This window comes from Paenibacillus sp. EKM301P, assembly GCF_011800295.1.
Classification (GTDB): Bacteria; Bacillota; Bacilli; order Paenibacillales; family Paenibacillaceae; genus Paenibacillus; species Paenibacillus polymyxa.
In genome coordinates this window covers 32,834-56,814 of record NZ_JAALFM010000016.1, presented here as the reverse complement: position 1 = coordinate 56,814, position 23,981 = coordinate 32,834, and the positions used below count along the sequence as shown (strand labels likewise).

The following is a 23,981-nucleotide window of genomic DNA, read 5'->3' as shown; positions in this document are numbered from 1 at the left end:
GCAACGGGATCATTGAGCTGGGCAGGCTGGAGGTTGGTCAGATGAAGCTGTAACTTCCAGCTCTTTGAATTAAATATTTAAATTAGCAAGCTCCCTCGCTGCTTTCGCAGTATAGGGAGTTTTTCTTCAAATCCCATCATTATTCAGCTTACCTACTTCAGTCCAACCGCTGAACTGAGTACTATCGCAATGAATAAAATTCTCGTGGTATTACGCGGTTCACCATAAAGGATCATATCCAGTATGGCCCCGACCAAAGCTCCAATACCAGTTTTTGATAACGCTGCAAATGTAGTGCGGAACTAAAGCAGTAATGAAAAAAAAGCCTGAGATCATACTGCATACAGCAGTTTTTCTCCCAGGCTCTTATCCCTCCGTGACACAGTACAACGACTGTGAGTTTTCTCTTGGACCAGCCGATATGACATCGCGGAACCCTAGAAAATCTTTTTAAATTCAATTATAGTATTAATGTTTTGGTCATTATGAAATCAATCTGTTCTTCATCCCCCATATAAAAAGAGTGTGCACCCGTTTGAACAAACCCCATTTTCTCATAAAAAGCAATGGCATTTTCATTTTTTTCCCATACACCGAGCCAAACCTTCTTTTTATGATGTCCCAGTGCAATTTCGATAGCTTTATTTAACAGATGCTTACCCAGCCCATGTTTTTGAAATTTGTTTTTAATATAAATCCTCTCCACTTCGAGTGACTCATCACCCATTTTTTCGGATTGGGCATCATTTATATTGATCTTCAAATATCCGGCAAGTTCTTCATTGAAATAGATGAAAAAGATTTCTGAAGAGACAATAGCCAATTCCTTATCCAGCTGTTTCAAGTTAAATGCTCTTTCCAGATAGGCTTGCATATTTTCAGGTGAATTTTGATCTTTAAAAGTATCGTTGAAGGTTTCAATGCTTATTTCTTGGAGTATTTGTACATCTTCACAGCTGCATTTGATCATTTTCACATTCATTATAACTATATCGCTCCTTCATATAAATCAATTAATAATTTCTTTTGTTCCCTTTTTTCACAAATTCCCATTCATCACTTATATTTTTTCTTACTCTTTGAAGAAGAGTAAAAATAGTGTTTACTTCACTTTCCGAAAATCCCGCTAATGCAACTTGATCCGAATAATCATGTTCTCTTTTTATGAAAGGATAAACACTGTTTCCTTTTTCTGTTGGAAAGAGTTTATTAATTTTTTTGTTATGCTGATCCTCTTTCTTTTCAATAAAACCATTAATTACAAGTTTTTGGATAGCGCGAGATGCTGTTGTTCGATCTACTTTTATCATCTCAGCTAACTTTTCTTGAATAATTCCTGGGTTTTCACATATTCGTACAAGGTATAAATACTGTCCTTTTGTAAGGTCATATTCTTTGAATTCAATATTACTGATAGAATCTAATGCCCTTGCTATCATTCCAATTTCACGAAGTACTTCCTTCATAATGAACTCCTTTGCCTCTATTTTGTTGCAAATGCAATAAACATAGTATATATTTAATCTACCCTAATTTTGTTGCATTTGCAACTTGAAATTATAATAAAGAGGTCGAGTAAAGTGAAATATGTTTTTTTTGTAATAGGAATTTTTATATTATCCCTTGGTATTTCTTTCACTATACAATCAGACCTTGGGACATCACCTTTTGATGCACTATTGGTAGGACTATCCACAAATGTGGGGCTTACTGTAGGAAGTTGGGAAATCATAATGGCTTTAATCTTGATCTGTTGTAATTCACTTTTAAAAAGACAAAGACCAGAAGTTTTGGGGTTGTTAACAGCATTTATAACGGGGATTGGTATTGATATGTGGCTTTTTTTATTGCAGGATTTAATAACACCTGAACTATGGTACAGCAAAGTTGTTTGTTTTGGAATTGGTTTAGTTATTGTGGGATTAGGAACTGCAACCTATTTACAGACAAACTTTGCACCCATTCCAGTTGACCGATTAACCATAATCATACAAGAATTAACTGGAAAAAATCTATTTTTTTCGAGAACATTCATTTACCTTATCTTCTTGATCATAGCATTCATTTTAAATGGACCCATTGGCATTGGAACTTTGTTAACTGTTTGTTTAGGGGGGGTAATACTCAATTATTTCATGCCCCTCACTGGAAAAGTATTAGACCGCATATTAACACACTCTGGTACATCACCAAATCATAAGAAAGATAAAAAGCATTCAATGTAGAATGCTTTTTATCTTTCTTATTCAACTGACCTGATCTGAAGGCATAATATCATTATATTAATTTCAATACAGAATCTTTGTTTTCAGTTTTAAGTTTCTCTAAAAGAATTGGTACAGTTATTTGTCTCTTAATTGGTACTTTAATTGTGTCTAATTCATTTTTATAATGTGTTTGTATTTTGAAGGTCAATTCATAAAGGAGTGTAACTTTATGTTCCACGGATTATCTGCTTTTCCACTCACCCCGGTGAATGAGACAGGCATTGACGAAAAAGCATTTGTAGCACTGATTCAACGATTAGTTGCAGCTGGTGTAGACTCAATTGGGGCATTGGGTTCAACTGGAAATTATGCATATCTTAATCGAGAAGAACGTTTCCGGGTTCTTCAACTTGCTGTCCACTCAGCAGACGGGATTCCCGTGATGACAAGTATAAGTGCGATTCGTACCTTAGAAGTACTTCGATTAGCGGAAGATGCACAAAAAGCAGGAGCAAGTGCAGTGCTGCTAGCCCCTATCTCCTATCAAGCACTAACGAATGAAGAAGTATTTTCACTCTATGAACAGGTAACCCGTTCACTCTCCATTCCACTTTGTGTCTATGATAATCCAGGTACCTCCCATTTTCATTTCAGTGACGAATTGCACGGCCGAATTGCTGAGTTACCTCATGTTGGTTCTATTAAGATTCCCGGAGTACCTACTGATCCCGAAGCAGCCAAGACACGCATCAAAAAACTACGAGAGTCGATTCCTCCCCATGTAACTATAGGAGTAAGTGGAGATTCATTTGCAGTCACCGGCTTGAATGCAGGTTGTGAAGCATGGTACTCCGTTCTCGCTGGTTTGTTTCCAAAGGCATGTCTAAAAATAACCCGATTGGCCCAGGACGGTTTTGCTGACGAAGCAGAACGACTCTCGACACTACTTGAACCTATTTGGACGTTATTTCATCAGTATGGTAGCCTTCGTGTTGTTTCAGCAGCAGCAGAAATAAGTGGCTTAATCTCAAGTCCCAGTCTTCCTTTGCCCTTACAACCATTGAATCAATCAGCTAGAGAACACTTGAAACTTATACTAAAGAATCTTCAGGAATGAATTGTTTCTTTTACTATTTATCAAAAAAAGAGCGGAATCTCAACATGTATCTAGATTCCGCTCTTTCAGCATGGAGACGCTGCTTTAGCTTAGGACTGTTTTCTTATCGAATCCGTCCAGAGAGCATCCACAGGCGGTAATTCGCTCCCTTGTGTCATATATATCCGGTCGACTCTGAGTTGTGACTTTCGAGCTAAGATCGAAAACAGGTGAACACCACTGGGCAATTCCAAATCCGACAGTAAACACCAATAGTACACTTGAGCGGTGTTATACGTATGCAGTGTGCCCTTGCCCAGTTGTTCGGATAACGGTCTTACTACGCCGTCCAGCGATAAGTAGCATGAATCGGATTGGTCGTTATGATGTCGAACCAAAATCCAAATATGGTAAAGACCTGAATTCGTGATGTTTATTTTGTAATGCATCGCTGGAGCAATATCCGGGTTATCCCACTGCCTTCCAGGCTCAGAGACATGCATGGCGAAACCTGTTCTTCCATTGGTTTCTGCCTGTAAGTGGCTCCAATGAATAGCAGTACCGTCTTTACTGGACGTGAGATATGCATTTTCAGAGTTTTCCAGCGCATATTCGGCTTCGATCGCAACGATGCCGTTCGATTCGATAAACATACCCGCACCAAATTCTTTTATAACATCCTTTGTACCATCAGCATCACAAATGTTTGCATAGCGTTTATCCCCTAACGTGGTCTGCGGAACATCAAAACATTTCAAGAAGATTTCATCGATGGTGGCGTAAAAATCTCTTGTGGCATAAAGGACGACGGGAAGAGGTACTTCATGCTCTCCCGTTTCGTAAAATTGATTACATAATTGTTCGACTTCATTCCAATTCACAGTAGAACTTTCCAGTCCATGATCGGTAACCAGCCTATGATGATGCTCACTGGAAATCGGTCCTAAATTGCTCGTTTTTTGCTCTTTCGTATATATCACGAACTTGTTGATAGTGACATAAGGATCTACCATATAAATTTTTAAGACATGTATACCGGAAGCCAGGTAGGGCAGCTCCACTCTCATTTTCTCACCGTTATTAAAGACGGCTTCCTGCCAAGCCCCCAACCACTCGTCACGAGTCTCTGATTCTACCAGGATGGGTGCTGTATCATCGACTCCAATACCGAAACGAATATTGCCTGTCGAATTTAAAGTAAGAAAACGATGAATCTCTAAGGTAAACTGCCCAGCCTCTTTCAAAAAAATATCGTATCCTAAATATGGATGATTCTTAAGCTCTCCTGCAAGCGGTCGTAGTTCACCGCTCCAGGCCATCATCGCGGCTCCCTCATACCTTGCCATCCCCGGTATGGCCACCCAACCGGAATTATCGGCCGAATCTGCACCAGGAACATTATGATCGTAGGAGGCTGCTGGGATAGACACATACCCGTCTGCCTCTATATGTCCGTAAAATGTTTCAGGAACATTTACACCTTCCTCAACTTGCACCTTTATTGGAACAGAAGTCATATCTTTATGGTTTCGGACGCTTAGTTGTGCAGTCTTTCCAGCATGTTTATGTGGATCAATGACCGAGACAAGAATTCTTTTCTCCGTTTGGATCAATCCTTCACTTTCGGAAAGGATGATCCAATCAGCGTCTTCCATTACCTCAATCGTGAATGGAATGGTCCCGTTCCCCTGGTTTCCTATCTCGAACCATTTTTGTTTCTGACCATGGATGGAAAAGCGCAGCGTTGTTTCTTCATTCCAAAGGTCGATTCTCATGCCACCTTGAGCAATTTTCAATGCGGGCTTTCGCGCAGGATACAAGGCGGTAGGCGGTGGTGGAAAACTTTCCGGTGTCAGGATTCCGTTCCACTTGCCTTCACTCATTTTTGCGTTATAGAAATGAAGCATTCTTCGTTTGTAGTCCGCCATTTTTACCGAAAGCTCCACATATAGGTCAGCAGCCTGCATGTTTCCGCGCTCATAAGAAAGCGTGCTTCTGTCGGCAAAATAAAACTCATGGTTGGTATAATACGATGCGTGAATTTTCATGAGAAACATCTGGAAAAATGCAACCCGCTCCTGCACCGGAAGGCTGTACATTATGGCATTGCCTCGACGAAAAACATCCTCCAACCGCATTAATCTACGCCCTGCTTCATCACCTAATACAGTTTGTGAAAACACATTGGATTGCATATGTTCGATCTTTCGTACGTTAGTGACCTGTGCAAATGTTTCGTATATTTCCGCAGCTTCAGATCCGTGGTTGCCGGAAAAATTGGCGTTTATCCAAGATTCGACGAATTGAGATGCATTCTTGGTCATTCCTTCTTCTTTGCCGGCTTCCCAGCCAGATCGCAAAAAGAATTCCATATCCTGTTCAAGGGGCTTCAACCCGCCAACATTCAGAATCCACAATTTCCGGATTCCCGATTCATACGATTTTTTCAATTCATTCCCTGTATGGGCCAATGGAATTGAATTGATAAAAAGATAACTCATCGCCGTTCCTGGAGCTGCCCAGTAAGAATTGTGATAATACAAACCGTTGCCTCCACTGCGTTGACGCTCCTTCTCATTCGGATATCGGCGCATATGCCCAAAATTGTCGTTTGCCCAAATGAGGGTCACACCTTCAGGTAGATCAAGACCTCGGTCATATAGCTCTAATACTTCTTTGTACGGGATAAATGTCTGTAATGAAGCATTTTCTTTTGACTCGCCGATCACGTCCTTGAGAATTCGCTTTTGATCCTGTATAACCTTTCCTAAGAGAGAACTCTTGGCTTTTGCCCGTTCTTCCTTAGACATGGAATTATCCTCATCAATGGACTGCGTATGAAATCCGGAATCATGGATTCCACGCATACCAACTGTATAACACACCTCGTAATTTTTATTCTTCTCGACACTTTCCCGCCAATATTCCTGTAGAATTTCGCGATTTCGACCTTCGATGGAATAATCGTATGAGACGTCGTCATAACCCTTGGCTGCGAGCCATGGCCCCCATTCATTCTGGTTGCTGCGAAGCAACATATCGCAATGCGACGTGCCTACTACAATCCCCATTCTTTCCGCGAGTGCTCCATTTTCGGGATTCTCATTAAAATAATTCACATGCATGGCAGGCCAAATGAAATTGGCTTTCAGACGAAGTAAAAGTTCAAAAATAGATTGATACGCGTCAGGTCCGATTGTGCCATCTTGATTATGAATCTTGGTCCAGTCATCAAGCTCTTCCTCATCATTCAGGAAAATTCCCCGGTACTGAACCGCTGGCCAATCTGCTTTGGAGAGATCCAAAGGCAAACAAAATACATCGCAGGTTTTCACCGGTACGTCCGCCCAGTAATACCACGGAGACACACCCATCGCCTCGCACAGGTCATAGATTCCGAAGATGGTACCGCGCCTGTCGGTTCCTATGATATATAACACACCGTCAATGACTTCCTGAAGAAACGCTTCCCACCGATACGAGCCATCCTCCAGCATCAGTTTTTTCAGCGATACCCCTTTATCTTGCAGATAAGCGAGTAACGGCTCATTGTCTGTGATCGTGCCGATCACGATGCTGCTTTGGTCCATTTCTTTTGCTCGCACTAGCTTACAACCGCAAACCCAATCAATATCTCGCATAAGATTGCAAAAAGCAAGATGCACCGCGCTGTTTTCCGTTTCGGAAACAAAAACAGGCACCTCGTGATTTCTTTTCAACAGTTCAAATTCATTCTGGGTTCCTTGGTGTGATTTCAAGTGTCTAACCTCCTCATGTGCTCCATTCGGAAGAAAATCTGGTAGATAAACTATACCTGAATACCAAGCAATAATCTTTTAATATGTTGCCGAATTATCGATTTGTTATATTATATTGCTATAGGATGGAGGTTGAGCAATGGTTGTTGATGTAAGTCATACGCACCCCCTATTTTCAATCGAGTATGTCGTCCATGATGCAGACCACAACATGACCAATTTTCATTATCACGATGCATATGAACTTTATTTTCTAGAAAAAGGGTATCATCAGATTTTGATCCAGGACTCCATCTATGACATTAAGCTGCATGATGTTGCACTGTTTAAACCAAATCTGTTCCATAAAAGCTACCAAAATCAAGGTTGTGCCAGAACATGTGTCTATTTTACGGAGCGTTTCTTGCGATTATATTTTACGGAACGGGCAATAAAATCTTTATTAGGCTGCTTTGATACAGAAATTATCTCTTTGAAAGAAGAAGTATTTGCGAAAGTGAAAAGACTATTAAAGTCCCTGGAGAAAGAAAACGTCTCGGGTGAGAGTGACCGTATTTTTATACTTTTAGCTGAGCTGTTATCTCTATTAAATAATAAGAAGAAGAATGCCCAAATAGTGGAGCAGCCGTCTTCCAAGAACGCTAACTTTGAACCTATTCTGTCGTACATCAACCAAAACTATAACAAAATCACCAAAATCGAAGATATTGCAAAGTCGTTTTACATGTCCAAATATTATTTGTGTCATCGTTTTAAAGAAGCCACGGGACTTACGGTTATTCAATATTTAAATAACATTAAGATTCAACATGCTTGCAACTTGCTGATCAATACAAAGTTAACGATACTCGAGATTGGTAACGAATGTGGCTTCAACTCGTCCATGTATTTTTGTAAGGTCTTTAAACAAACGGTATTTATGACACCTAGGGAATTTAGAAAGAAAGCTAGATAAGATCATCTGTTATAGTTTTAGGATAAAATTCATGACAGCTTGTGGAACGCGTATAAGCGTAATGCGGGCTTATCTTCCAACGAAAAGAGGAATGTAAATTGACTAGTCTTCCCCTGCATCCGGCTTTGTCTGGAAAAACAGTTGTGGTAACCGGCGGCTCCGGCGTGTTGTGCAGCTCCATGGCCAAGGAACTTGCCCGCCAGGGTACCAAGGTCGCTATTTTGAACCGTACTGCTGATAAGGGCGAATTGATAGCCAAGGAAATTTGTGAGAGTGGTGGAGAATCCATCGCTGTTGCCTGCGATGTGACCGATGTTGAAAGCGTGAAGCAGGCTGAGGAGACGGTCCGTCGTCTGCTCGGTCCGTGCAATATTCTGATCAATGGAGCAGGCGGCAACCACCCCAGTGCGAATACGAGTTTGGAGACATTTCATCCTGAAGATCTGAACCAGTCTGGAATCACTACCTTTTTCGATCTCAGTGTACCTGGCTTCCGCAATGTGCTTGATTTAAATTTTATCGGGACTTTAATCCCAACACAGGTTTTTTCCAAAGGCATGATCGGACGACCTGGCGCTGTGGTCCTTAACATATCCTCCATGAGCGCTCCCAGCCCAATGACCAAGGTTCCCGCTTACAGCGCTGCCAAAGCCGCCATCAACAACTTCACCCAGTGGCTGGCCGTACATCTAGCCGAATCTGGCATTCGGGTGAATGCCATTGCCCCCGGATTTTTCCTGACAGAGCAGAACCGACAATTGCTCACCAACGAGGACGGCTCGCTTACCGAGCGTTCGGCCAAGATTATTGCCCACACCCCTATGCGCCGTTTCGGTGAGCCTGAAGACCTCCTCGGAACGCTGCTTTGGCTGGCAGATGAAACCGCTTCCGGTTTTGTGACCGGTGCAGTCATTCCTATAGATGGTGGTTTTATGGCCTATTCGGGGGTATAGAATCTTCACTTTCCATCCCTTGCCCTTCTATTTACAATTACGAAGTGGCAAGGGGCTTAGTGTGTCAACAACGCTCTACTATAGTTTCAACTGAATCCGTTTACATAAATAATAAGTCGAAGGAAGCATTGCTCAATTGGTCATGCTTTAATTTATCACATTCTCCTATGCGTATATTCAAGCAGGATTACACTTGTCTTGTATACAAGATATCGAACCTCTATGAAAATCCTTCAATTCCATCCACCGCTTGACGGCAAACAACTAGACTCACGAGCAAAAAAATGAATAACACAGGCCAGCATTATTTCTTGATATAGTCAGCGAACTGCCGGAGGAATTCGAGAGAATGTATATCCTTTCGGAGATGATGGTGAACCAGATCATCCATTTTGCTTGTATCCTGATTCAACATATATTCAAGCATAGTTTGGTGTTCATGCCAGATTTCCATCAGCTTCCCTGCTTCCAGCATATGGAGCTTGCGATATCTGATATAGTGAACATTTGATTGCTGAATCAGCTGCCAAAGAAATTCTCGGCCCACCAATTGGAACATAGTATGGTGGAACTGATCGTCCAAAATGAGAAATTGATCCGTAGCATGATCGTCATCAATGAGAGCCCTCTGCCTGTCCAAAATTTCGCTCAGCTTCTGTATATCGCTTAATGCAAATTGCGTAGAAAGCTCCTTCATAATCTCTTTTTCCACTGCGCTTCTCAAGTAGCTCATTTGTTCTACGGACTCCAGATCAATATAAGAGACAATGTTCCCCTTCTTGGGATAAATATCAATATAAGACTCCAGCGCAAGCTGTTTCAGCACATCGCGCAGCGGAGTTCTGGACAACTGGAAGCGTTCTGACAAGGTCGTCTCGCTGAGCAGAGTCCCAGGCTTTAAGGTCAACGACAAAATATCATTTTTCAAAAGCTGCTTGATTTCTTCCTTTGTAAACATAACATTCCTGCCTTCACTTTATAAATCTAGTCTTATTATAAAGCATTTTGATGTGATAGACTCCTCAAAAATTGTCATTGACAAGGATAAACTTTGCATTTTATGATCAAGTCAATCTTGTATACAAGATTAAAAAAATCAATCAGGGAGGGTATCGTTATGAACATGACCTGGAGATGGTATGGGGAAGGCAATGACATTATTACACTGGATCATATCCGGCAAATTCCAGGAGTTATGGGCATTGTTTGGTCTTTACATGAAAAGATAGCCGGTGAAATATGGGAAATGGAGCGAATTCAGGAGGTAGCTGATCAGATTACAAGCAAGGGCTTTAGTACGGCAGTCGTAGAGAGTGTAAATGTCCACGATGATATCAAAATCGGCCTGCCATCCCGCGATCAATATATTGACATTTATATTGATACCATTCGCCAATTGGCCAAAGTGGGAGTCAAGGTGATTTGTTATAACTTTATGCCTATTTTTGACTGGACAAGAACGGAACTGTATAAAGAGCTGCCTGACGGATCCAACGCCCTCTTTTATGAAAAGGCTGCCATCACCGATAATCCCCACCAAATGGTGGATCGGATTCTCAAAGGAGCCGGGAAGTTCACGATGCCAGGCTGGGAACCGGAGCGGTTGGCGAGACTGGATGAACTGTTTGCTGCTTACGCGGATGTCACAGAAGACAAGTTGTTTGATAACCTAAAGTATTTTCTTGAGCGCATCATCCCGGTTTGCGAGGAGGTTGATATCAAGATGGCCATTCATCCTGATGATCCGGCATGGCCCATCTTCGGGCTGCCGAGAATTGTTCGAAGTCGTGAGACCATCCGGCGCATCCTGGATGCAGTGAACAGTCCATATAATGGTCTAACCTTCTGCACAGGCTCACTGGGGACTAACCCCGAGAATGATTTGCCAGCTATGATTCGGGAGTTCCATGATCGTATTCATTTTGCGCATATTCGTAATGTCAAGGTGTTTGAGAATGGCGACTTTATTGAAGTGTCACATCGCGGGAAAGACGGAAGCGTCGATATACCGGAAGTGGTTAGAGCTTATCACGAAAAAGGCTATCAGGGATATGTGCGCCCAGATCACGGTAGACATCTATGGGGAGAAGAAAAGAATTGTCGGCCAGGATACGGTTTGTATGACCGTGCACTGGGAGTTATGTACTTGCTGGGTGTCTGGGATAGTCTCGCTCAAAGCAAAGGAGTGAAATAGATGCTCCAGCTTGACCGGAAAGGTCTTTTAGATAAGGCGGCCTGGGAAGCAGTAGGCATCGAACTGCCGAAGTATGATCTGGAACTTGTAGCCCATAACACCCGAGTTAGACCGCAATGGGTGCATTTCGGAGCAGGCAATATTTTTCGGGGGTTCGTAGCCAATGCACAGCAACAACTGCTGAATAGTTTGAAAGCGGATACAGGTATAATTGCGGCCGAAACCTTTGATTTTGGAATGATTGACAAAGCCTACAAGCCTTACGACAATCTAACCTTACTGGTGTTAATGAGTGCAGACGGTAAATTTCACAAAAGTGTGGTCGCAAGCATCGTTGAGAGCCTTGCAACGGAGCAGAATCGTCCGGACGACTATCTCCGTTTGCTTGAAGTATTTGAAAATCCGACTCTGCAAATGGCCAGCTTCACTGTCACGGAAAAAGGATACGGCCTCACCGGGCCCGACGGTAAGTATCTGGCTGTTGTGGAGAGGGATTTAGTGAATGGTCCTGAACAGCCGGTGCATGTGATGAGCATAGCTACTTCGCTTGCCTATCGGCGTTATTTAAAGGGACAGCATCCAATGACCTTGGTAAGCATGGATAATTGCTCCCATAACGGCGATCTGTTAAAGGATAGTATGATTGCTATCGCCAAGGAGTGGACGCGCAGAGGCCTGGTAGAGAAAGGATTTGCAGACTATCTGCAGAATGAGGAAAAAATAACCTTCCCGCTGACTATGATTGATAAAATCACCCCCCGCCCTTCCTTACAGGTACAATCTGCTCTTCGAGAGCTGGGGTTAGCCGACATGGAAATTGTCGTTACCTCCAGGCATACGTATACGGCTCCCTTTGTCAATGCTGAGGTTAGCGAGTATTTGGTCATTGAAGACAAGTTTACAAACGGGAGACCTGCACTGGAGGAAGCTGGCATCATCTTCACGAATCGGGATACGGTAGACAAAGTGGAGAAGATGAAAGTCACGACCTGTCTCAATCCGCTACATACAGCGCTGGCCCTCTCCGGGTGTCTGCTCGGCTATCAGCTCATTGCAGATGAAATGAAGGATTACACCTTGCGTCGTCTGGTGGAAACCATCGGCAACAAGGAAGGCTTGCCTGTTGTGGTTGATCCCGGAATTATCCAACCTCAAGCGTTCATTAACGAGGTATTGCAGGAACGCTTCGCCAATCCCTATATTCCAGATACGCCACAGCGGATTGCAACAGATACTTCCCAAAAGATGAGCATCCGTTTTGGCGAAACCATAAAGTCGTATGTTAGCACAGCAGGGCTTGATCCCACCGACCTGACTGCTATTCCCTTGACCATTGCGATCTGGTGTCGTTATTTGCTGGGGGTGGATGATCAAGGAGCACCCTTCACACTCAGTCCGGACCCGTTACTGGATACATTGCAGGGGTATTTGCAGGATACGAAGCTGGGCGATCAGACCTCTGGGGTTCGCAACCTCCTTGAGGATGAAAAACTGTTCGGCGTCCGATTATATGAGATTGGTCTGGGCGACAAGATTGAAGCCATGTTTCATGAAATGCTATCAGGTCCCGGAGCAGTCCGAAGCACCATAGAGAAGTATGTGAACTAGAACTTACATTAAACAATCCCCCTGCCACGAAACTTTGGTCAGGGGGATTTGTAATTCTCATGTTTGTTAGCTTGTTGTCAACAGTAGAACCGGGCCACAACTTTGATTAGAATCCTGCCGTCCAACCCGCATCAGCAGCAATAACTGCCCCATTCACAAAGCTCGACTCGTCTGAAGCCAAGAAAAGGGCTATTTTCGCGATTTCTTCAGCCTGCCCTACACGAGGAATTACGCCTTGCGTGACCTTCGTTCGAGATGCGCCAAACTCATTCAAGTTATGAATCGTTGAAGTAATGTTGGTAGCTGTTGCACCTGGCGCAATGGCATTGCATCGGATGCCTTTTTGAGCATACATAAATCCCGTGTTTTTCGTAATACCGACTACCGCATGCTTTGAGGCGGTATAGGCAGCGCCTGCATGCGCACCACTGAAGCCACCCGTGGATGCCGTATTTATAATTACTCCATTTCCTTTATCCAGGAAGATCGGGATGACTTTGCGAATCGCACGCATAACGCTTTTTGTATTAATATCGAATATCAAATCCCATTTCTCGTCGTCCACATCCCCTACTGGCGCCATGTTATCCATAACGCCCGCATTGTTAACCAAAATGTCGAGAGTTCCGAATTCATTAACAGCTGTATCGATCAAAGCATGTATATCATTCAAATCAGCAACATTGGTTTTTATTGCAATGGCGTTTCCTCCAGCTGATTTAATTCCTGCTGCAACCGCTTCTGCTCCTTCAATGTTCAGGTCTGAAAGAACAACACTTGCCCCTTCTTTTGCAAATAATTCTGCAATCGCTTTCCCCATTCCTGATGCTGAGCCTGTAACGACCGCAACTTTTCCTCCCAAACGCATGAAAGATCCCTCCAATGTTTTTTAGTCAACCGTTCATTTGAAGTATGGATCAACTTCTAAATCAAAGTCAATTGTACGAAAGTACAGGCGAATAATCTATCTTTCATACCATAACCCTGATAGTCCCCCTGTAAGATAAAACTGATGTGTATCACGTTGATAAGGAGCAGGATGCATATTATTAAGAGTTTATCGATTTATTTTTACAATTTCTGTGGAATTATATATATACTTTTCCAGAGTAATGGTATATTCTAGTAAAAACAATGCTCATATAAAAAAATATGACCTTATGGAGGGACAGGCCTTGAAGAGACTTTTCGCTTTAAGTTGTGCTTTCTATCTATTAATCGGCGTCACCAGCGTGGTGCTTGGGACATTACTGCCGACTTTACTGCCTCACTATGGACGGGGGTACAGCGATGGTGGATTACTGCTGTTCTTGCAGTTTTTTGGCTTTCTTGTCGGTGTTCTGCTCACTCCCTTCATGGCTCTACATATGGGCCGCAAGTCCATGCTTGCTATTGCCTTGGGGAGTATTGTCGTCTCATGTACTATCTTGGGCCTACTTCCCTCTTGGAATTGGGTCATTGTAATGGCCATATGGATTGGCTTCGGCTCAGGCATTATTGAATCATCCATCGGAGCGTTCACCATTGAGTTTACGGAGGAGCAAAAAGCCGTAGCGATGTCCAAGCTGGATGTCTATTTTGCACTTGGTGCACTGCTTATGCCTGCGATCGTTAGCCTGTATATCTGGTTTGGAATTTGGAATCTAACCTTTTACACCATCTCCTTTCTCACTTTTATCCTATTGCTATTTTGGCTTACCATGCCTGTTTCCGCCTCCACTCACCTCACTCAAGCAGACATCCGCACTACTGAGCGTTCAGTTGAACAAGCCCGTTACTCAGGACAGCATCGTGTATTGCTAGGAATCTTCATTATTTTCTTCTTTGTTTATATGGGTCTTGAACTTGGACTCATGAACTTCCTACCTTCTATTCTGACCGAAACGCTACAACTTCAGGGATCTGTTGCCTCGCTAGGTGTCAGCGTGCTTTGGATTGCAATGATCATTGGTCGTATGTTCTCAGGAAGGATTGCAGAATCAGCAGGATATATTCCTTATCTGCTATGGAGTGCAATTGGAACTTTCTGTTTCTTAGTCGCTATGGTGTTTATATCCAGCCAATGGGCTACATACCTTCTAATTTTTGGTGCAGGGATATTCATGTCTGGACTCTTCTGTATCGCACTTGTCTACGCCAACGTACTGATTCCGGGAATGACGGAGCGGACGACCAGTATTCTGATTGCGTCAGGCGGAATTGGCGGCTCAGTGCTTCAATACGTAATAGGCTGGAGCATGAGCGAATGGCCAGTGACAGCTAGCCTCTGGATCTTAGGAGGATTTACTTTGATTTTGCTGCTGGCACTTATTCTCACACATCTGTGGAATAATCGGGGCAGCCGAGTAATTGACTCCCTTGTCCATCAGGGCAAGGAAGGATGATATTGTTTTAGTCCTTAGGGGAGGTGAGGCCTATCGCGTTTTTGCTTTTCGGGCAGATTCTGTTGCTGCGGTTATCTCTCATATCTGTGAAATCGCAGGAACAGTCAAATTGTGGCTTCTTTGTCCATTAGGACAAGGAAGGTGATTTTCTTATTTTGGGGAGGTGAGTTCAGCCTCGTTATGCTGATTGGGCGTTACTCTTTTTAAGGATGACTTAATGAAATGTATATTCTGATATGGAGGGGAAATATCGTGCATACCTTGACCAAAGAACGTTTCAGATACGGAAAAGGCATTACTTTGATTGACGATTCAGGTAAGGAGTATTTGGATGGCGTATCTGGCACCTTCAATCTGTCGCTCGGTTATAATCACCCTCATGTCGTCTCCAAAGTACAGGAGCAAGTCGCCAATCTTGCCCACATGTCTTCATCCTTTACCGAGCCTTACGTTGAAGAAGTCCTAGACCATCTAATCCAATATGCCCCGAACGGCATCGATGCCGGGTGGATGAGAGATATTACCGGCTCCACGGCGAATGAATGTGCTGTGAAACTGGCCCAGAAATATACCGGAGCAACTGATATCATCAGCCTGCATCTGTCACATCATGGACAGACCCAGTTCGCAACAGGCATTTCCGGTAATGCCTTTCGCCGCAAGAATTTTCCCAATTCAACTGCGGCATATTCTCTGCATGTGCCTGCCCCCTACTGCTATCGTTGTCCCTTTAATTCTTCACCAGACAAGTGTGGTCATCACTGTATTGAAGCCATATCGGACGCCATTGAATATGCAAGCTCAGGCTCTGTGGCCTGCATGATTATTGAACCCATTCTGGGCAACGGAGGTAATATCATCCCGCCTGCAGGATATTTCAAGCGTCTCCGTCAGTTATGCGATGAGCATGGGATGATTCTGATTGCTGACGAAGTGCAGACTGGGATTGGGCGGACAGGCTACATGTTCGCAAGTGAGCTGTTTGACATCCAACCGGATATTATTACTCTTGCTAAGGGTCTGGGCGGCATTGGTGTCCCGGTTGCGGCGGTCTTGATGCAGTCTCGTCTCGATGTCCTGGAGAAGCACGAGCATTCCTTTACCTCGGGCAGCAATCTGATCTCGGTCACGGCAGCCAAATCCACGCTGGAGGTTGTAAGCGAGCCCGGTTTTCTGGAAGCCGTCCGGTCCAAAGGAAACCTGCTCGGATCCCTGCTGACCGAGATAGCTGACAAGCATGATTGCATTGGTGAGGCTCGTGGCGTCGGACTGATGTGGGGACTGGAAATTGTAGACGAGGACGATAGCCCGGATGCAGTGAAAAGCAATGGAATTATCGATCGTGCATTTGAGGAACAGCAATTAATCCTCAGAGGTTCCCGTTACGGTTATGGCAACGTGGTCAAAGTGAGACCTTCCCTCACGGCTACAGAAGATGAGATTGTCGAAATTGTTAAACGGCTTGACACCGTTCTTGCTACCCTTCACTAACGATCTGCCCAATAGGCCAAAGGAGGAATTATTCATGCTTGCACTGGTATACAAATCAGCTTGGGATGTCGCACTTGAGGAAAGACCTATCCCGGAGATTAAAAAAGATAACGATGTACTCGTCCGGATTCGGGCGACAGGCGTATGCGGTACGGATCTAGGCATCATTAGTGGCAAATATCATGCCGTGCCGTCCACGATCTTGGGCCACGAATCAGCGGGGGATGTGATCGCTGTAGGATCAGCCGTCAGTTCACTACAGCCTGGAGACCGGGTGGTAATTGATCCAACATACTACTGCGGGCAATGCGAAATGTGCCGGACAGGAAGACAGAATCATTGCACACACAAATCCGTAACAGAGACCGGAGTCAGCGCCGACGGTACGTTCACCGATTATTATGTGACTGAGGACCGTTTTTTGTACAAGCTGAAGGACCATATCAGCTACGAAGAAGCGACGCTGACCGAACCGCTGAGCTGTATGCTGACCGGAATCAACCAGATTAACCTGCTGCCTAACTTCACAACCGTTATTATAGGTGCGGGTCCGATCGGGATTCTGTACAGCTATGCTCTTGCTTCGAAAGGCGTAACTGGTTGCCTTGTTGACATCTCGGAGGAACGGCTCGCCATAGCGGATTCTATTGCCCCCGAACGGTGGTCCGCGCACGCCACACTGGAATCGGCCATTCATAAGCTGGCTCCGTTAAAAAATCAGGTGGACATGATTGTGGACACCACAGGAGTGGTCGGCACTGAGGTACTAAGCCAGCTTGCGAGCGGCGGGTATTTGATGCTGGTGGGGCTGAGAGATGGGATAAGCTCGTTTAATCCGAAAGAGGTAGTTGACCGTAGCCTTAAAATCATCGGCTCCATTGATTCTCTGGGCACGTTCTCCACGGCACATTACCTGATTGAGCAGCAAATCATTCCCGCCAAAAAAATCATTACCCACTCGTATCCGCTGGACGACTACCATGAAGCCTTCAAGACGCTTGGATGCAATATCAGCGAGCGGACACTTCAGCCTTCGTCGCAGGCGATCAAGATTGTGCTGCAATCGAATGGCTCCGGCAACTAAATTTAGCTACTAACAAGGGGGAGAATGGACATGACGAGCATCCATCATGTTACACCGACGAATAATGAATACACAGGAGACCTATCAGCGTCCGTTCCGGTCAAAGCGGTCATCTTCGACATGGACGGGGTGTTGGTAGACAGCGAACCGATTTATTTTGAAGTTGAACGCAGCTCCTTTGCCCATTTCGGTGCACCCATGACGGAAGAAGAGCACCATACCTATGTCGGAGTGACACTCGAATCCATGTGGCGTCAAGTGCTGGACAGGCATCAACTCACTCATACATTGGAAGAGGCGCTTGCCTATCACCGAAAAAATGTGATGCAGACCATAACAGCACACGAGGGCCTGGTGGCGATCAACGGACTGGAACGGTGGCTGGACTGGCTACAGGAAAAAGGAATTCCGGTTGCAGTAGCCTCTTCCTCTCCACGGTCGTTGATTGATCTCATTATGGAAAAAACGGGACTGGGCCGTTACTTTGATATTCGAATCACCGGAGAAGAAGTATCCCAGGGTAAGCCGGCTCCGGACATCTTCCTATATGCCGCCGAACTGCTAGGTATAGCCCCGGCCCATTGTATTGTTATTGAGGATTCACGAAATGGTGTTCATGCGGCCAAGAGTGCGGGTATGCGCTGCATTGGTTTACACAACCCAGGCTCGGGCCAGCAGGATTTATCCAAGGCAGATCACCGTATTTTCAACTATGATGACCTGTGGGCGCTTAAAGAGAACTTGCCATTCGGGGAATAGTTGCCTGCCAAGAGAAGGACCGTAAGATGCTGGAAGGCATATCTCCTCTATAAATATATTAAACCGCATAACCTTTAAAATGGATGAGGACATATATAAATATGCCCCATAGAGTACACAGTTGAGTATGTTAACCTACCCTGTGTGTACTCTATGGGGTATGCTTTACATCAAATATTTTTTAACCCCATTTTGTTACGGAAAAAACTGAACTTAGGAATGCCATAATCGGAATTTTTATAGTATGTATTTTATGTGTCAAGTAGCAGTTTTCCGCTTTGGCCATCCTCATCAGTCCCGGCTTTCACACCCAAATACACCTCTTCCCTTTTGGGTCCATTAAAAACCATTTTATTATAAGACGCTTGCTCTTAATCATTACTTTATGTGCATATAAGCTAGTTTATAGTATCTCATATTGCTGTGCTCAGTTGTGCAGTCGTTTTTCAATGATGTTCTACTGGAGGATCACTGTGAAGGTCTTGATCCCGCTCTGTAAAGTTCCAGCGAGTAAAGGTAACCTCAAAACCCTCTCGGGTTGGCGAACAGGTATAAGGACCGGCCTGATTTCCGGTGGTGTAGGGAAAACGCGCCACACGTATCGTTCGCCATCCGTGCTGCTCCGTCCTTGCGCGAATAATTACAGCATCCTTGATGATGGAAGCGCGCAGGGTGACTTCTTCACCGACCCACTCTGGCACAGCCGCAAGCGACCAGTCAGAATATCCAGCGGTTACGACTGTGGAAAGCTGAGGAATGCCGTCATTGATTTCTATCCCCGCTTTAATCCATTGCTCCGGGCCATGGTATAACAAAATACCTGCCTGATCGTAAAGCTCCGTAAATGATGCGAGTTGAAACGACACTTCCACCGCCGTGTTATGATTCCAATCCGATAATAGAGCGGACCCATCCTCAAATTCAAAACCATATAAAGTCTTTTTCCAGAAGTCTCTTCCCTTTTCAGGCGCAACCTTAAGAAAATCTCCTTCTTTCCGGGCATATAGAGGTGAATTGATCCAATTCCCTTCCTCCCATTCCATTCTCTTTTTAGTCATCTTTTTGTCCTCCCTTGTTCAATAAAGGTGTGTCGTTCTAAGCAAACATTAGATACCAATAGATCGCGATCTCGTCACTTTCTCTATTTAGACCTTTGTAGACGTAGGAGTCGAATCCACCGATCACAAAACCGCAGCTTTCATAGAATTTACATGCGCGAACATTATTGCTTTGTGTCTCCAGCATGATCCCTGGCATTCCGCCATCTTTCGCCCAGCGTTTAGCCTGTTCGATTAGTTTCTTACCGATACCGAGGCTTCTATATTGCTTGTCGACTTTGATATCTTCCACATATGCATATTTGTTCCAATTTCTTTTCAGAACAATTTGACCTACAACTTGATTATTTACGAGCGCTAAATATATGATTTGATCGGGATTGCTGATATAGTTCGAATAATCCTCAACTGTATCTTCCTCAAGCTGATCATCATCGTAGCTTTTTTTGCTAATAGGCCTCTCCTTCACCGTATATTCGATTTGCTGTCCCGTTAATTGCAAGACAAAGGTAGAATCCACGATAAAGCTACCATCAATGTTAGTACCACGCTCACCGTCCTCAGCCTTCAGTTCTCTGATTAAAATATCCATTTTCACCTCCCCCATCTTGAAGCAAAATCAAATTGCATTAATACTGCACATTCTTCAAATCTACATCAGTTTAACGCTGTTCCGTTCTAACCATTATAACAAAGTTTCGCCATTTTCTGTATAATCCATCAAACATATTAAACCTTCTCCCATTCCCGATTCCGTTCATAAAGTGAGCTAGTAATAATACGGTCCAGCAGCTGCGTAAAGGTTATGCCTGCTGCAGCTGCACTCTTCGGAAGCAGGCTGTTAGCAGTCATTCCGGGTAAGGTGTTTACCTCCAGTACATAAGGTACATCCTGACACAAAATCATATCGACCCTTGCATACACCTTGCACTGCAGCAGCCGATAGCTGACAAGTGCCGTCTCGCGCACACGCTGCTCGATAACGGGAGGAAGCTGGATTACCTTCTCCTCAGCGCCGCCGATCTCATATTTCGCTTTATAGTCAAACCATTCAGAATGAGCGGAGCGAATTCCGATGATTGGTAATACCTCGCCATCCACAATTGAGCAGGTAAGCTCCGTTCCTTGAATAAAAGGCTCAACTAAAAGCGTCTGATCCAAACCGCAAGCCTCCTGAATAGCCGAGTGAAGCTCCATCTCATTATGCACAAGCTGGATGCCGATGCTGGATCCTCCCATATTCGGCTTCACAATAACGGGGTAACCCAACTGCTCTACCGCTTGCTGATCATAATCGTCCCTTCCCTGCCAGCAGAGACCTGCAGGCGTATGCACCCCTGCCGACTTCAGCAGCATCTTGGACAGCTGCTTATTCATGCACAGGCTGCTTGCCAGAACACCGCTCCCTGTATAGGGAATGCCTAGTGTCTCCAGCGCTCCCTGCACCGTGCCGTCTTCTCCATATTGGCCATGCAGCGCCAACAGTGCAAAATCGATGCCTGCGTGCTGAACCTGTGCGATTAAATCCGCTGGCTGATCAATCGCAATTGGAACCACTTCATAGCGGCTGCGGTCCAAATGATTCAGCATCTCTTGACCTGTCTGCAGCGAAACCTCACGCTCAGTGGAAGTCCCTCCCATAATAACGCCTATCTTCATCATGACCCCCCATTTTCTTGAAAAATCATAGTGCAATTACAGGTTGTTCTTATGACCACATGCCTTATGAAAGTTACGCACCTGTTGGCCTATGATCTGAATCCCCCGCTCGATCTGTTCATCGGTTACTCGGGAAAAACCAAGCCGCAAAGTATTCGTCCCTTCACCTTCTTGTATAAAAAACTTGTCTCCAGGTGTATATATAACCCCTTGATTTATGCATACTTCAAGCAACTGGCGCGTATTTACGCCTGACGGAAAGGTAAGAAACACATGTAAGCCCCCATCGCCAGATAGTTGCGCCTCAGAGAGATGGGTTTCACAGCATGCCTTTGTAAGCTCGTATTTGCGCTTATACTCCATACGTGCTCTTTTTACATATTTCTCAAAATTTCCATTGAGCAGATATTGATATAATATCGATTGGTCGATCGTTGAGGTATGAATGGTGCGCGCCCGCTTAATGCTTTCCAGAGTGTCAATCAGCGCTCGATCTCCAAGCACCCAGCCTACTCGCAAGCCAGGGAACAGCACCTTGGAGAAGCTGCCTATATAGATTACTCCGTTCCCTCGCCCTGCTGTTGCTATTAATGGCGCAATATGAGCTCCTGAATAGCGCAGCTCCTCATTAAAACCATCCTCAATCACCGGAATCTGATAGCGCATCATTAAATTCATTACAGCGCTTCGCTTTGCTGGCGACATGACAATGCCTGTAGGATTGTGATAGGAAGGAGTCAAATAAGCGAGATCGAAGCTATTTGTCTGCTTCTGCAATACCGCTTCAAGCTGATCTACATTAATACCATCCCGCTCCATTGGAATACCGGTAATCTCAAAACCTTGTAGTTTTAAATTTTTGATCGCTGTGTGATGGGTTGGATTTTCACAAATTACCGTACCGCGGCGCGCTGAAGGGCGGAGTGCCGACAACACAATGTCAAAGCCTTCTGTAAACCCGCTTGTAATCAGTATATCCTTGCCGCTTATATCGACGCCCTTATTCTCCATATATCCCATCAGGTAATCGATCAGTGGTTTGTAACCCTTGGCATAGCCGTAGTTGAGCAGCACCTGCCCTTCGATTGCCATCCGATCCATAAAGGCTCGCCTTACATCTCCCAGATCAAACAGCTGCTCATCCGGTGCGATGCTTGTAAACGAGATGGTTCCTTTTGGGGTGCGAATGCCCTGCTTCATCATATCAAGCTCTGCAGCCGATACAGCGTACTTGCTCATTCTTGTCTTCCAATTAATCTGCCAGGCGAAGGAGGCGTCAGACCCTCCGTTATCCACAGCCAAACGGCCCACCATAGCGGCCACATAGCTGCCTCTACTCGGTATCGTATACGTAAATCCATCGTCCTCCAGACCTTCATAGGCTGCAATAACTGTATTGCGACTCACCTTGAGCACACTGCTCATTTCTCGTGTGGAGGGTAGCTTCTGATCCTTATGAAACGTCCCTTTTATAATTAAACGTTTAATATATTCTTTTACTTGTATCGCGACCGGACGGTCACCAACAAGCTTAAAATCTTGGAACATGGTTCATCGCCCTCCATCTACAATGATGGCACAGGTAACAAAAGAAAAAAAGAACCACCGCTCTGGACTTTTCATCCTTCGATGGTTCCTTCGATTTTATTCCAGCACATCCGCACCATAACCGTGCCCCCAGATGGTTGTTTACCCAAAGATTATCTTTTGACTAATCTCGAAATCCTTAATGGTTGCATCCGGTCTTAAAACTTTATTTTGATCCAGCTCAGATAACGGACCACCATTTCTAACCTTCTTTATCCAATCATGATTTGCAAGTGCCCCTTTCCCTATAGTCTAACCCTGCTTGCCCTAATTACATGAAAATAACTTCGGCCTCATCCTCTTTTCCTGACCATTTATGCTGATAATCATTAACCTTAGCCTGGGAAATTCGAATGCCTACTGTAAAATCGGGGCCAACGGCTTGGCGAATTGCAGTAGCCACTTCAACCAAGAGTCGTATCCGGTTTTCAATGGATCCACCGTATTCATCTGTTTGACGATTCGTATAGTCCGTAAGGAACTGATCAAGCAAATAACCATTTGCTCCATGGATCTCCACGCCATCAAATCCTACGCTCTTCGCACGAACGGCTGAAGCAACAAATCCACGGATGACTTCCTCAATATCTTCTTTCGTTGCAGCGATCGGAGTAGAAAACGATTCAGCACCACCATAAAAAGCTAGAGGTTCACCCTTTGGAAGCACTTCTGACGGAGCTAGATTTTGGGACTTGAATCGATTTCCTTGTGATAAGGCTCCTGCATGCTCAAGCTGCACAACAATAGATGAGCCTGCTGCATGAACAGCATCCACCACTTTTTTTCCAAGATGTGATTTGCTCCTCATTCACTAAACCAGACTGATTAAAATAACACTGGCTATACAATTCATCTGTATATGTTCCTTCTGTTATGATTAGACCAAGCCCCCACGAGCGAAAGAGGCATAGTAAGCTGCCATTTGATCAGTGGCTAATCCTTCCGATGTAGCACTGATACGTGTCATTGGAGCTACGCCTACACAGTTAATTAACACGTTATTACCTATCTGCACGCTCTTAAACAATGTATTTAGTTGTCCCAATTCACATCCACCTCTAACATTAGATTCATTCGTAACACATTCAATACTTGATTTATGATCATCGAACAAGTACATTATAAACCGGTATATTTTATCGGTAAAATTGATGTTATCGAACGATTAATTCAACAAAATTGAACTGT

General features: G+C 44.4%; 21 protein-coding genes, 1 pseudogene and 1 riboswitch. Of the genes and pseudogenes, 10 read left to right on the top strand and 12 right to left on the bottom strand.

Annotated features, from left to right (window positions below; genetic code table 11):
• Positions 1–152: 152 nt before the first annotated feature.
• The 3 genes and pseudogenes from HFD99_RS25830 to HFD99_RS22780 all read right to left on the bottom strand — a co-directional run.
• Positions 153–272, bottom strand: a pseudogene (locus tag HFD99_RS25830) (QacE family quaternary ammonium compound efflux SMR transporter); the annotation flags it as partial.
• 81 nt (positions 273–353) lie between these two features.
• Positions 354–452: riboswitch (guanidine-I (ykkC/yxkD leader) on the bottom strand.
• 8 nt (positions 453–460) lie between these two features.
• The gene (locus HFD99_RS22785; protein WP_045245277.1) at positions 461–982 is read right to left on the bottom strand and encodes a GNAT family N-acetyltransferase; all 522 of its coding nucleotides are present in this window, start codon (positions 980–982) and stop codon (positions 461–463) included.
• Positions 983–1,013: 31 nt separating this feature from the next.
• A complete protein-coding gene (locus HFD99_RS22780) occupies positions 1,014–1,466 on the bottom strand; it encodes a MarR family winged helix-turn-helix transcriptional regulator (RefSeq protein WP_017426905.1) in 453 nt (150 codons plus the stop codon).
• Between the two features lie 114 nt (positions 1,467–1,580).
• Here HFD99_RS22780 and HFD99_RS22775 point away from each other — a divergent pair, with 114 nt between their 5' ends.
• Together HFD99_RS22775 and HFD99_RS22770 are read left to right on the top strand one after the other, a co-directional pair.
• Positions 1,581–2,225: a YczE/YyaS/YitT family protein gene (locus HFD99_RS22775; protein ID WP_045245276.1), complete on the top strand. Its 645-nt coding sequence runs from the start codon at positions 1,581–1,583 to the stop codon at positions 2,223–2,225.
• A 211-nt stretch (positions 2,226–2,436) separates the two neighbouring features.
• Complete coding sequence (locus HFD99_RS22770; protein ID WP_016818793.1) at positions 2,437–3,324, top strand: dihydrodipicolinate synthase family protein; 888 nt, start codon at positions 2,437–2,439, stop codon at positions 3,322–3,324.
• An 89-nt stretch (positions 3,325–3,413) separates the two neighbouring features.
• Here HFD99_RS22770 and HFD99_RS22765 read toward each other — a convergent pair whose 3' ends face one another.
• Entirely contained in the window at positions 3,414–7,061 is a 3,648-nt protein-coding gene (locus HFD99_RS22765) for a glycosyl hydrolase 115 family protein (protein WP_167441015.1), read from the bottom strand.
• Between the two features lie 139 nt (positions 7,062–7,200).
• Here HFD99_RS22765 and HFD99_RS22760 point away from each other — a divergent pair, with 139 nt between their 5' ends.
• Entirely contained in the window at positions 7,201–8,016 is an 816-nt protein-coding gene (locus tag HFD99_RS22760) for an AraC family transcriptional regulator (RefSeq protein WP_167441014.1), read from the top strand.
• Between the two features lie 98 nt (positions 8,017–8,114).
• Entirely contained in the window at positions 8,115–8,969 is an 855-nt protein-coding gene (locus tag HFD99_RS22755) for an SDR family oxidoreductase (protein ID WP_044787898.1), read from the top strand.
• A 304-nt stretch (positions 8,970–9,273) separates the two neighbouring features.
• Here HFD99_RS22755 and HFD99_RS22750 read toward each other — a convergent pair whose 3' ends face one another.
• Complete coding sequence (locus HFD99_RS22750) at positions 9,274–9,927, bottom strand: GntR family transcriptional regulator (protein ID WP_167441013.1); 654 nt, start codon at positions 9,925–9,927, stop codon at positions 9,274–9,276.
• Between the two features lie 159 nt (positions 9,928–10,086).
• Here HFD99_RS22750 and uxuA point away from each other — a divergent pair, with 159 nt between their 5' ends.
• Together uxuA and HFD99_RS22740 are read left to right on the top strand one after the other, a co-directional pair.
• Positions 10,087–11,163 carry a mannonate dehydratase gene (gene uxuA, locus HFD99_RS22745; RefSeq protein ID WP_103042416.1) on the top strand — a complete coding sequence of 359 codons (1,077 nt, stop codon included), beginning with the start codon at positions 10,087–10,089 and terminating at the stop codon, positions 11,161–11,163.
• On the top strand, positions 11,164–12,771 hold the full coding sequence (locus tag HFD99_RS22740) for a mannitol dehydrogenase family protein (protein ID WP_167441012.1): 1,608 nt from the start codon (positions 11,164–11,166) through the stop codon (positions 12,769–12,771).
• Positions 12,772–12,877: 106 nt separating this feature from the next.
• Here HFD99_RS22740 and HFD99_RS22735 read toward each other — a convergent pair whose 3' ends face one another.
• Positions 12,878–13,639 carry an SDR family oxidoreductase gene (locus HFD99_RS22735; RefSeq protein ID WP_044787902.1) on the bottom strand — a complete coding sequence of 254 codons (762 nt, stop codon included), beginning with the start codon at positions 13,637–13,639 and terminating at the stop codon, positions 12,878–12,880.
• Positions 13,640–13,946: 307 nt separating this feature from the next.
• On the opposite strand from HFD99_RS22735, the gene HFD99_RS22730 reads away from it, so the two are divergent.
• The 4 genes from HFD99_RS22730 to HFD99_RS22715 all read left to right on the top strand — a co-directional run bounded on the left by HFD99_RS22730 (position 13,947) and on the right by HFD99_RS22715 (position 18,489).
• A complete protein-coding gene (locus HFD99_RS22730) occupies positions 13,947–15,155 on the top strand; it encodes an MFS transporter (protein WP_016818785.1) in 1,209 nt (402 codons plus the stop codon).
• Positions 15,156–15,377: 222 nt separating this feature from the next.
• Complete coding sequence (locus tag HFD99_RS22725; RefSeq protein ID WP_017426895.1) at positions 15,378–16,646, top strand: aspartate aminotransferase family protein; 1,269 nt, start codon at positions 15,378–15,380, stop codon at positions 16,644–16,646.
• A 34-nt stretch (positions 16,647–16,680) separates the two neighbouring features.
• Positions 16,681–17,730, top strand: coding sequence for a 2-amino-2-deoxy-D-mannitol dehydrogenase GutB1 (gene gutB1 / locus HFD99_RS22720; RefSeq protein ID WP_019687253.1), 1,050 nt, complete (start codon positions 16,681–16,683; stop codon positions 17,728–17,730).
• 30 nt (positions 17,731–17,760) lie between these two features.
• The gene (locus HFD99_RS22715) at positions 17,761–18,489 is read left to right on the top strand and encodes an HAD family hydrolase (RefSeq protein WP_103042415.1); all 729 of its coding nucleotides are present in this window, start codon (positions 17,761–17,763) and stop codon (positions 18,487–18,489) included.
• A 446-nt stretch (positions 18,490–18,935) separates the two neighbouring features.
• On the opposite strand, the gene HFD99_RS22710 is transcribed toward HFD99_RS22715, so the two are convergent.
• From HFD99_RS22710 to HFD99_RS26130, 6 genes are all read right to left on the bottom strand, one after another.
• The gene (locus tag HFD99_RS22710; RefSeq protein WP_016818781.1) at positions 18,936–19,547 is read right to left on the bottom strand and encodes a DUF1349 domain-containing protein; all 612 of its coding nucleotides are present in this window, start codon (positions 19,545–19,547) and stop codon (positions 18,936–18,938) included.
• A 37-nt stretch (positions 19,548–19,584) separates the two neighbouring features.
• Positions 19,585–20,139 (bottom strand): GNAT family N-acetyltransferase, encoded by a 555-nt coding sequence (locus tag HFD99_RS22705; protein ID WP_016818780.1) that lies wholly within the window; start codon positions 20,137–20,139, stop codon positions 19,585–19,587.
• A gap of 137 nt (positions 20,140–20,276) precedes the next feature.
• Positions 20,277–21,206, bottom strand: coding sequence for a D-alanine--D-alanine ligase (locus HFD99_RS22700; protein WP_017426893.1), 930 nt, complete (start codon positions 21,204–21,206; stop codon positions 20,277–20,279).
• Between the two features lie 36 nt (positions 21,207–21,242).
• A complete protein-coding gene (locus HFD99_RS22695; protein ID WP_017426892.1) occupies positions 21,243–22,754 on the bottom strand; it encodes an aminotransferase-like domain-containing protein in 1,512 nt (503 codons plus the stop codon).
• A 310-nt stretch (positions 22,755–23,064) separates the two neighbouring features.
• A complete protein-coding gene (locus tag HFD99_RS26135) occupies positions 23,065–23,601 on the bottom strand; it encodes an oxidoreductase (RefSeq protein ID WP_167441011.1) in 537 nt (178 codons plus the stop codon).
• A 69-nt stretch (positions 23,602–23,670) separates the two neighbouring features.
• Positions 23,671–23,838, bottom strand: a complete 168-nt coding sequence (locus HFD99_RS26130) for a hypothetical protein (RefSeq protein ID WP_162835295.1) — start codon at positions 23,836–23,838, stop codon at positions 23,671–23,673.
• Between the last annotated feature and the right edge of the window lie 143 nt (positions 23,839–23,981).

Excerpts from the sequence above, each read along its gene's own strand:
- HFD99_RS22785 (WP_045245277.1), bottom strand. The coding sequence starts at position 982 with ATGAATGTGAAAATGATCAAATGCAGCTGTGAAGATGTACAAATACTC.
- HFD99_RS22780 (WP_017426905.1), bottom strand. The coding sequence starts at position 1,466 with ATGAAGGAAGTACTTCGTGAAATTGGAATGATAGCAAGGGCATTAGAT.
- HFD99_RS22770 (WP_016818793.1), top strand. The coding sequence starts at position 2,437 with ATGTTCCACGGATTATCTGCTTTTCCACTCACCCCGGTGAATGAGACA.
- HFD99_RS22760 (WP_167441014.1), top strand. The coding sequence starts at position 7,201 with ATGGTTGTTGATGTAAGTCATACGCACCCCCTATTTTCAATCGAGTAT.
- HFD99_RS22750 (WP_167441013.1), bottom strand. The coding sequence starts at position 9,927 with ATGTTTACAAAGGAAGAAATCAAGCAGCTTTTGAAAAATGATATTTTG.
- uxuA (WP_103042416.1), top strand. The coding sequence starts at position 10,087 with ATGAACATGACCTGGAGATGGTATGGGGAAGGCAATGACATTATTACA.
- HFD99_RS22740 (WP_167441012.1), top strand. The coding sequence starts at position 11,164 with ATGCTCCAGCTTGACCGGAAAGGTCTTTTAGATAAGGCGGCCTGGGAA.
- HFD99_RS22735 (WP_044787902.1), bottom strand. The coding sequence starts at position 13,639 with ATGCGTTTGGGAGGAAAAGTTGCGGTCGTTACAGGCTCAGCATCAGGA.
- HFD99_RS22725 (WP_017426895.1), top strand. The coding sequence starts at position 15,378 with ATGTATATTCTGATATGGAGGGGAAATATCGTGCATACCTTGACCAAA.
- gutB1 (WP_019687253.1), top strand. The coding sequence starts at position 16,681 with ATGCTTGCACTGGTATACAAATCAGCTTGGGATGTCGCACTTGAGGAA.
- HFD99_RS22715 (WP_103042415.1), top strand. The coding sequence starts at position 17,761 with ATGACGAGCATCCATCATGTTACACCGACGAATAATGAATACACAGGA.
- HFD99_RS22710 (WP_016818781.1), bottom strand. The coding sequence starts at position 19,547 with ATGACTAAAAAGAGAATGGAATGGGAGGAAGGGAATTGGATCAATTCA.
- HFD99_RS22705 (WP_016818780.1), bottom strand. The coding sequence starts at position 20,139 with ATGGATATTTTAATCAGAGAACTGAAGGCTGAGGACGGTGAGCGTGGT.
- HFD99_RS22700 (WP_017426893.1), bottom strand. The coding sequence starts at position 21,206 with ATGAAGATAGGCGTTATTATGGGAGGGACTTCCACTGAGCGTGAGGTT.
- HFD99_RS22695 (WP_017426892.1), bottom strand. The coding sequence starts at position 22,754 with ATGTTCCAAGATTTTAAGCTTGTTGGTGACCGTCCGGTCGCGATACAA.
- HFD99_RS26135 (WP_167441011.1), bottom strand. The coding sequence starts at position 23,601 with ATGAGGAGCAAATCACATCTTGGAAAAAAAGTGGTGGATGCTGTTCAT.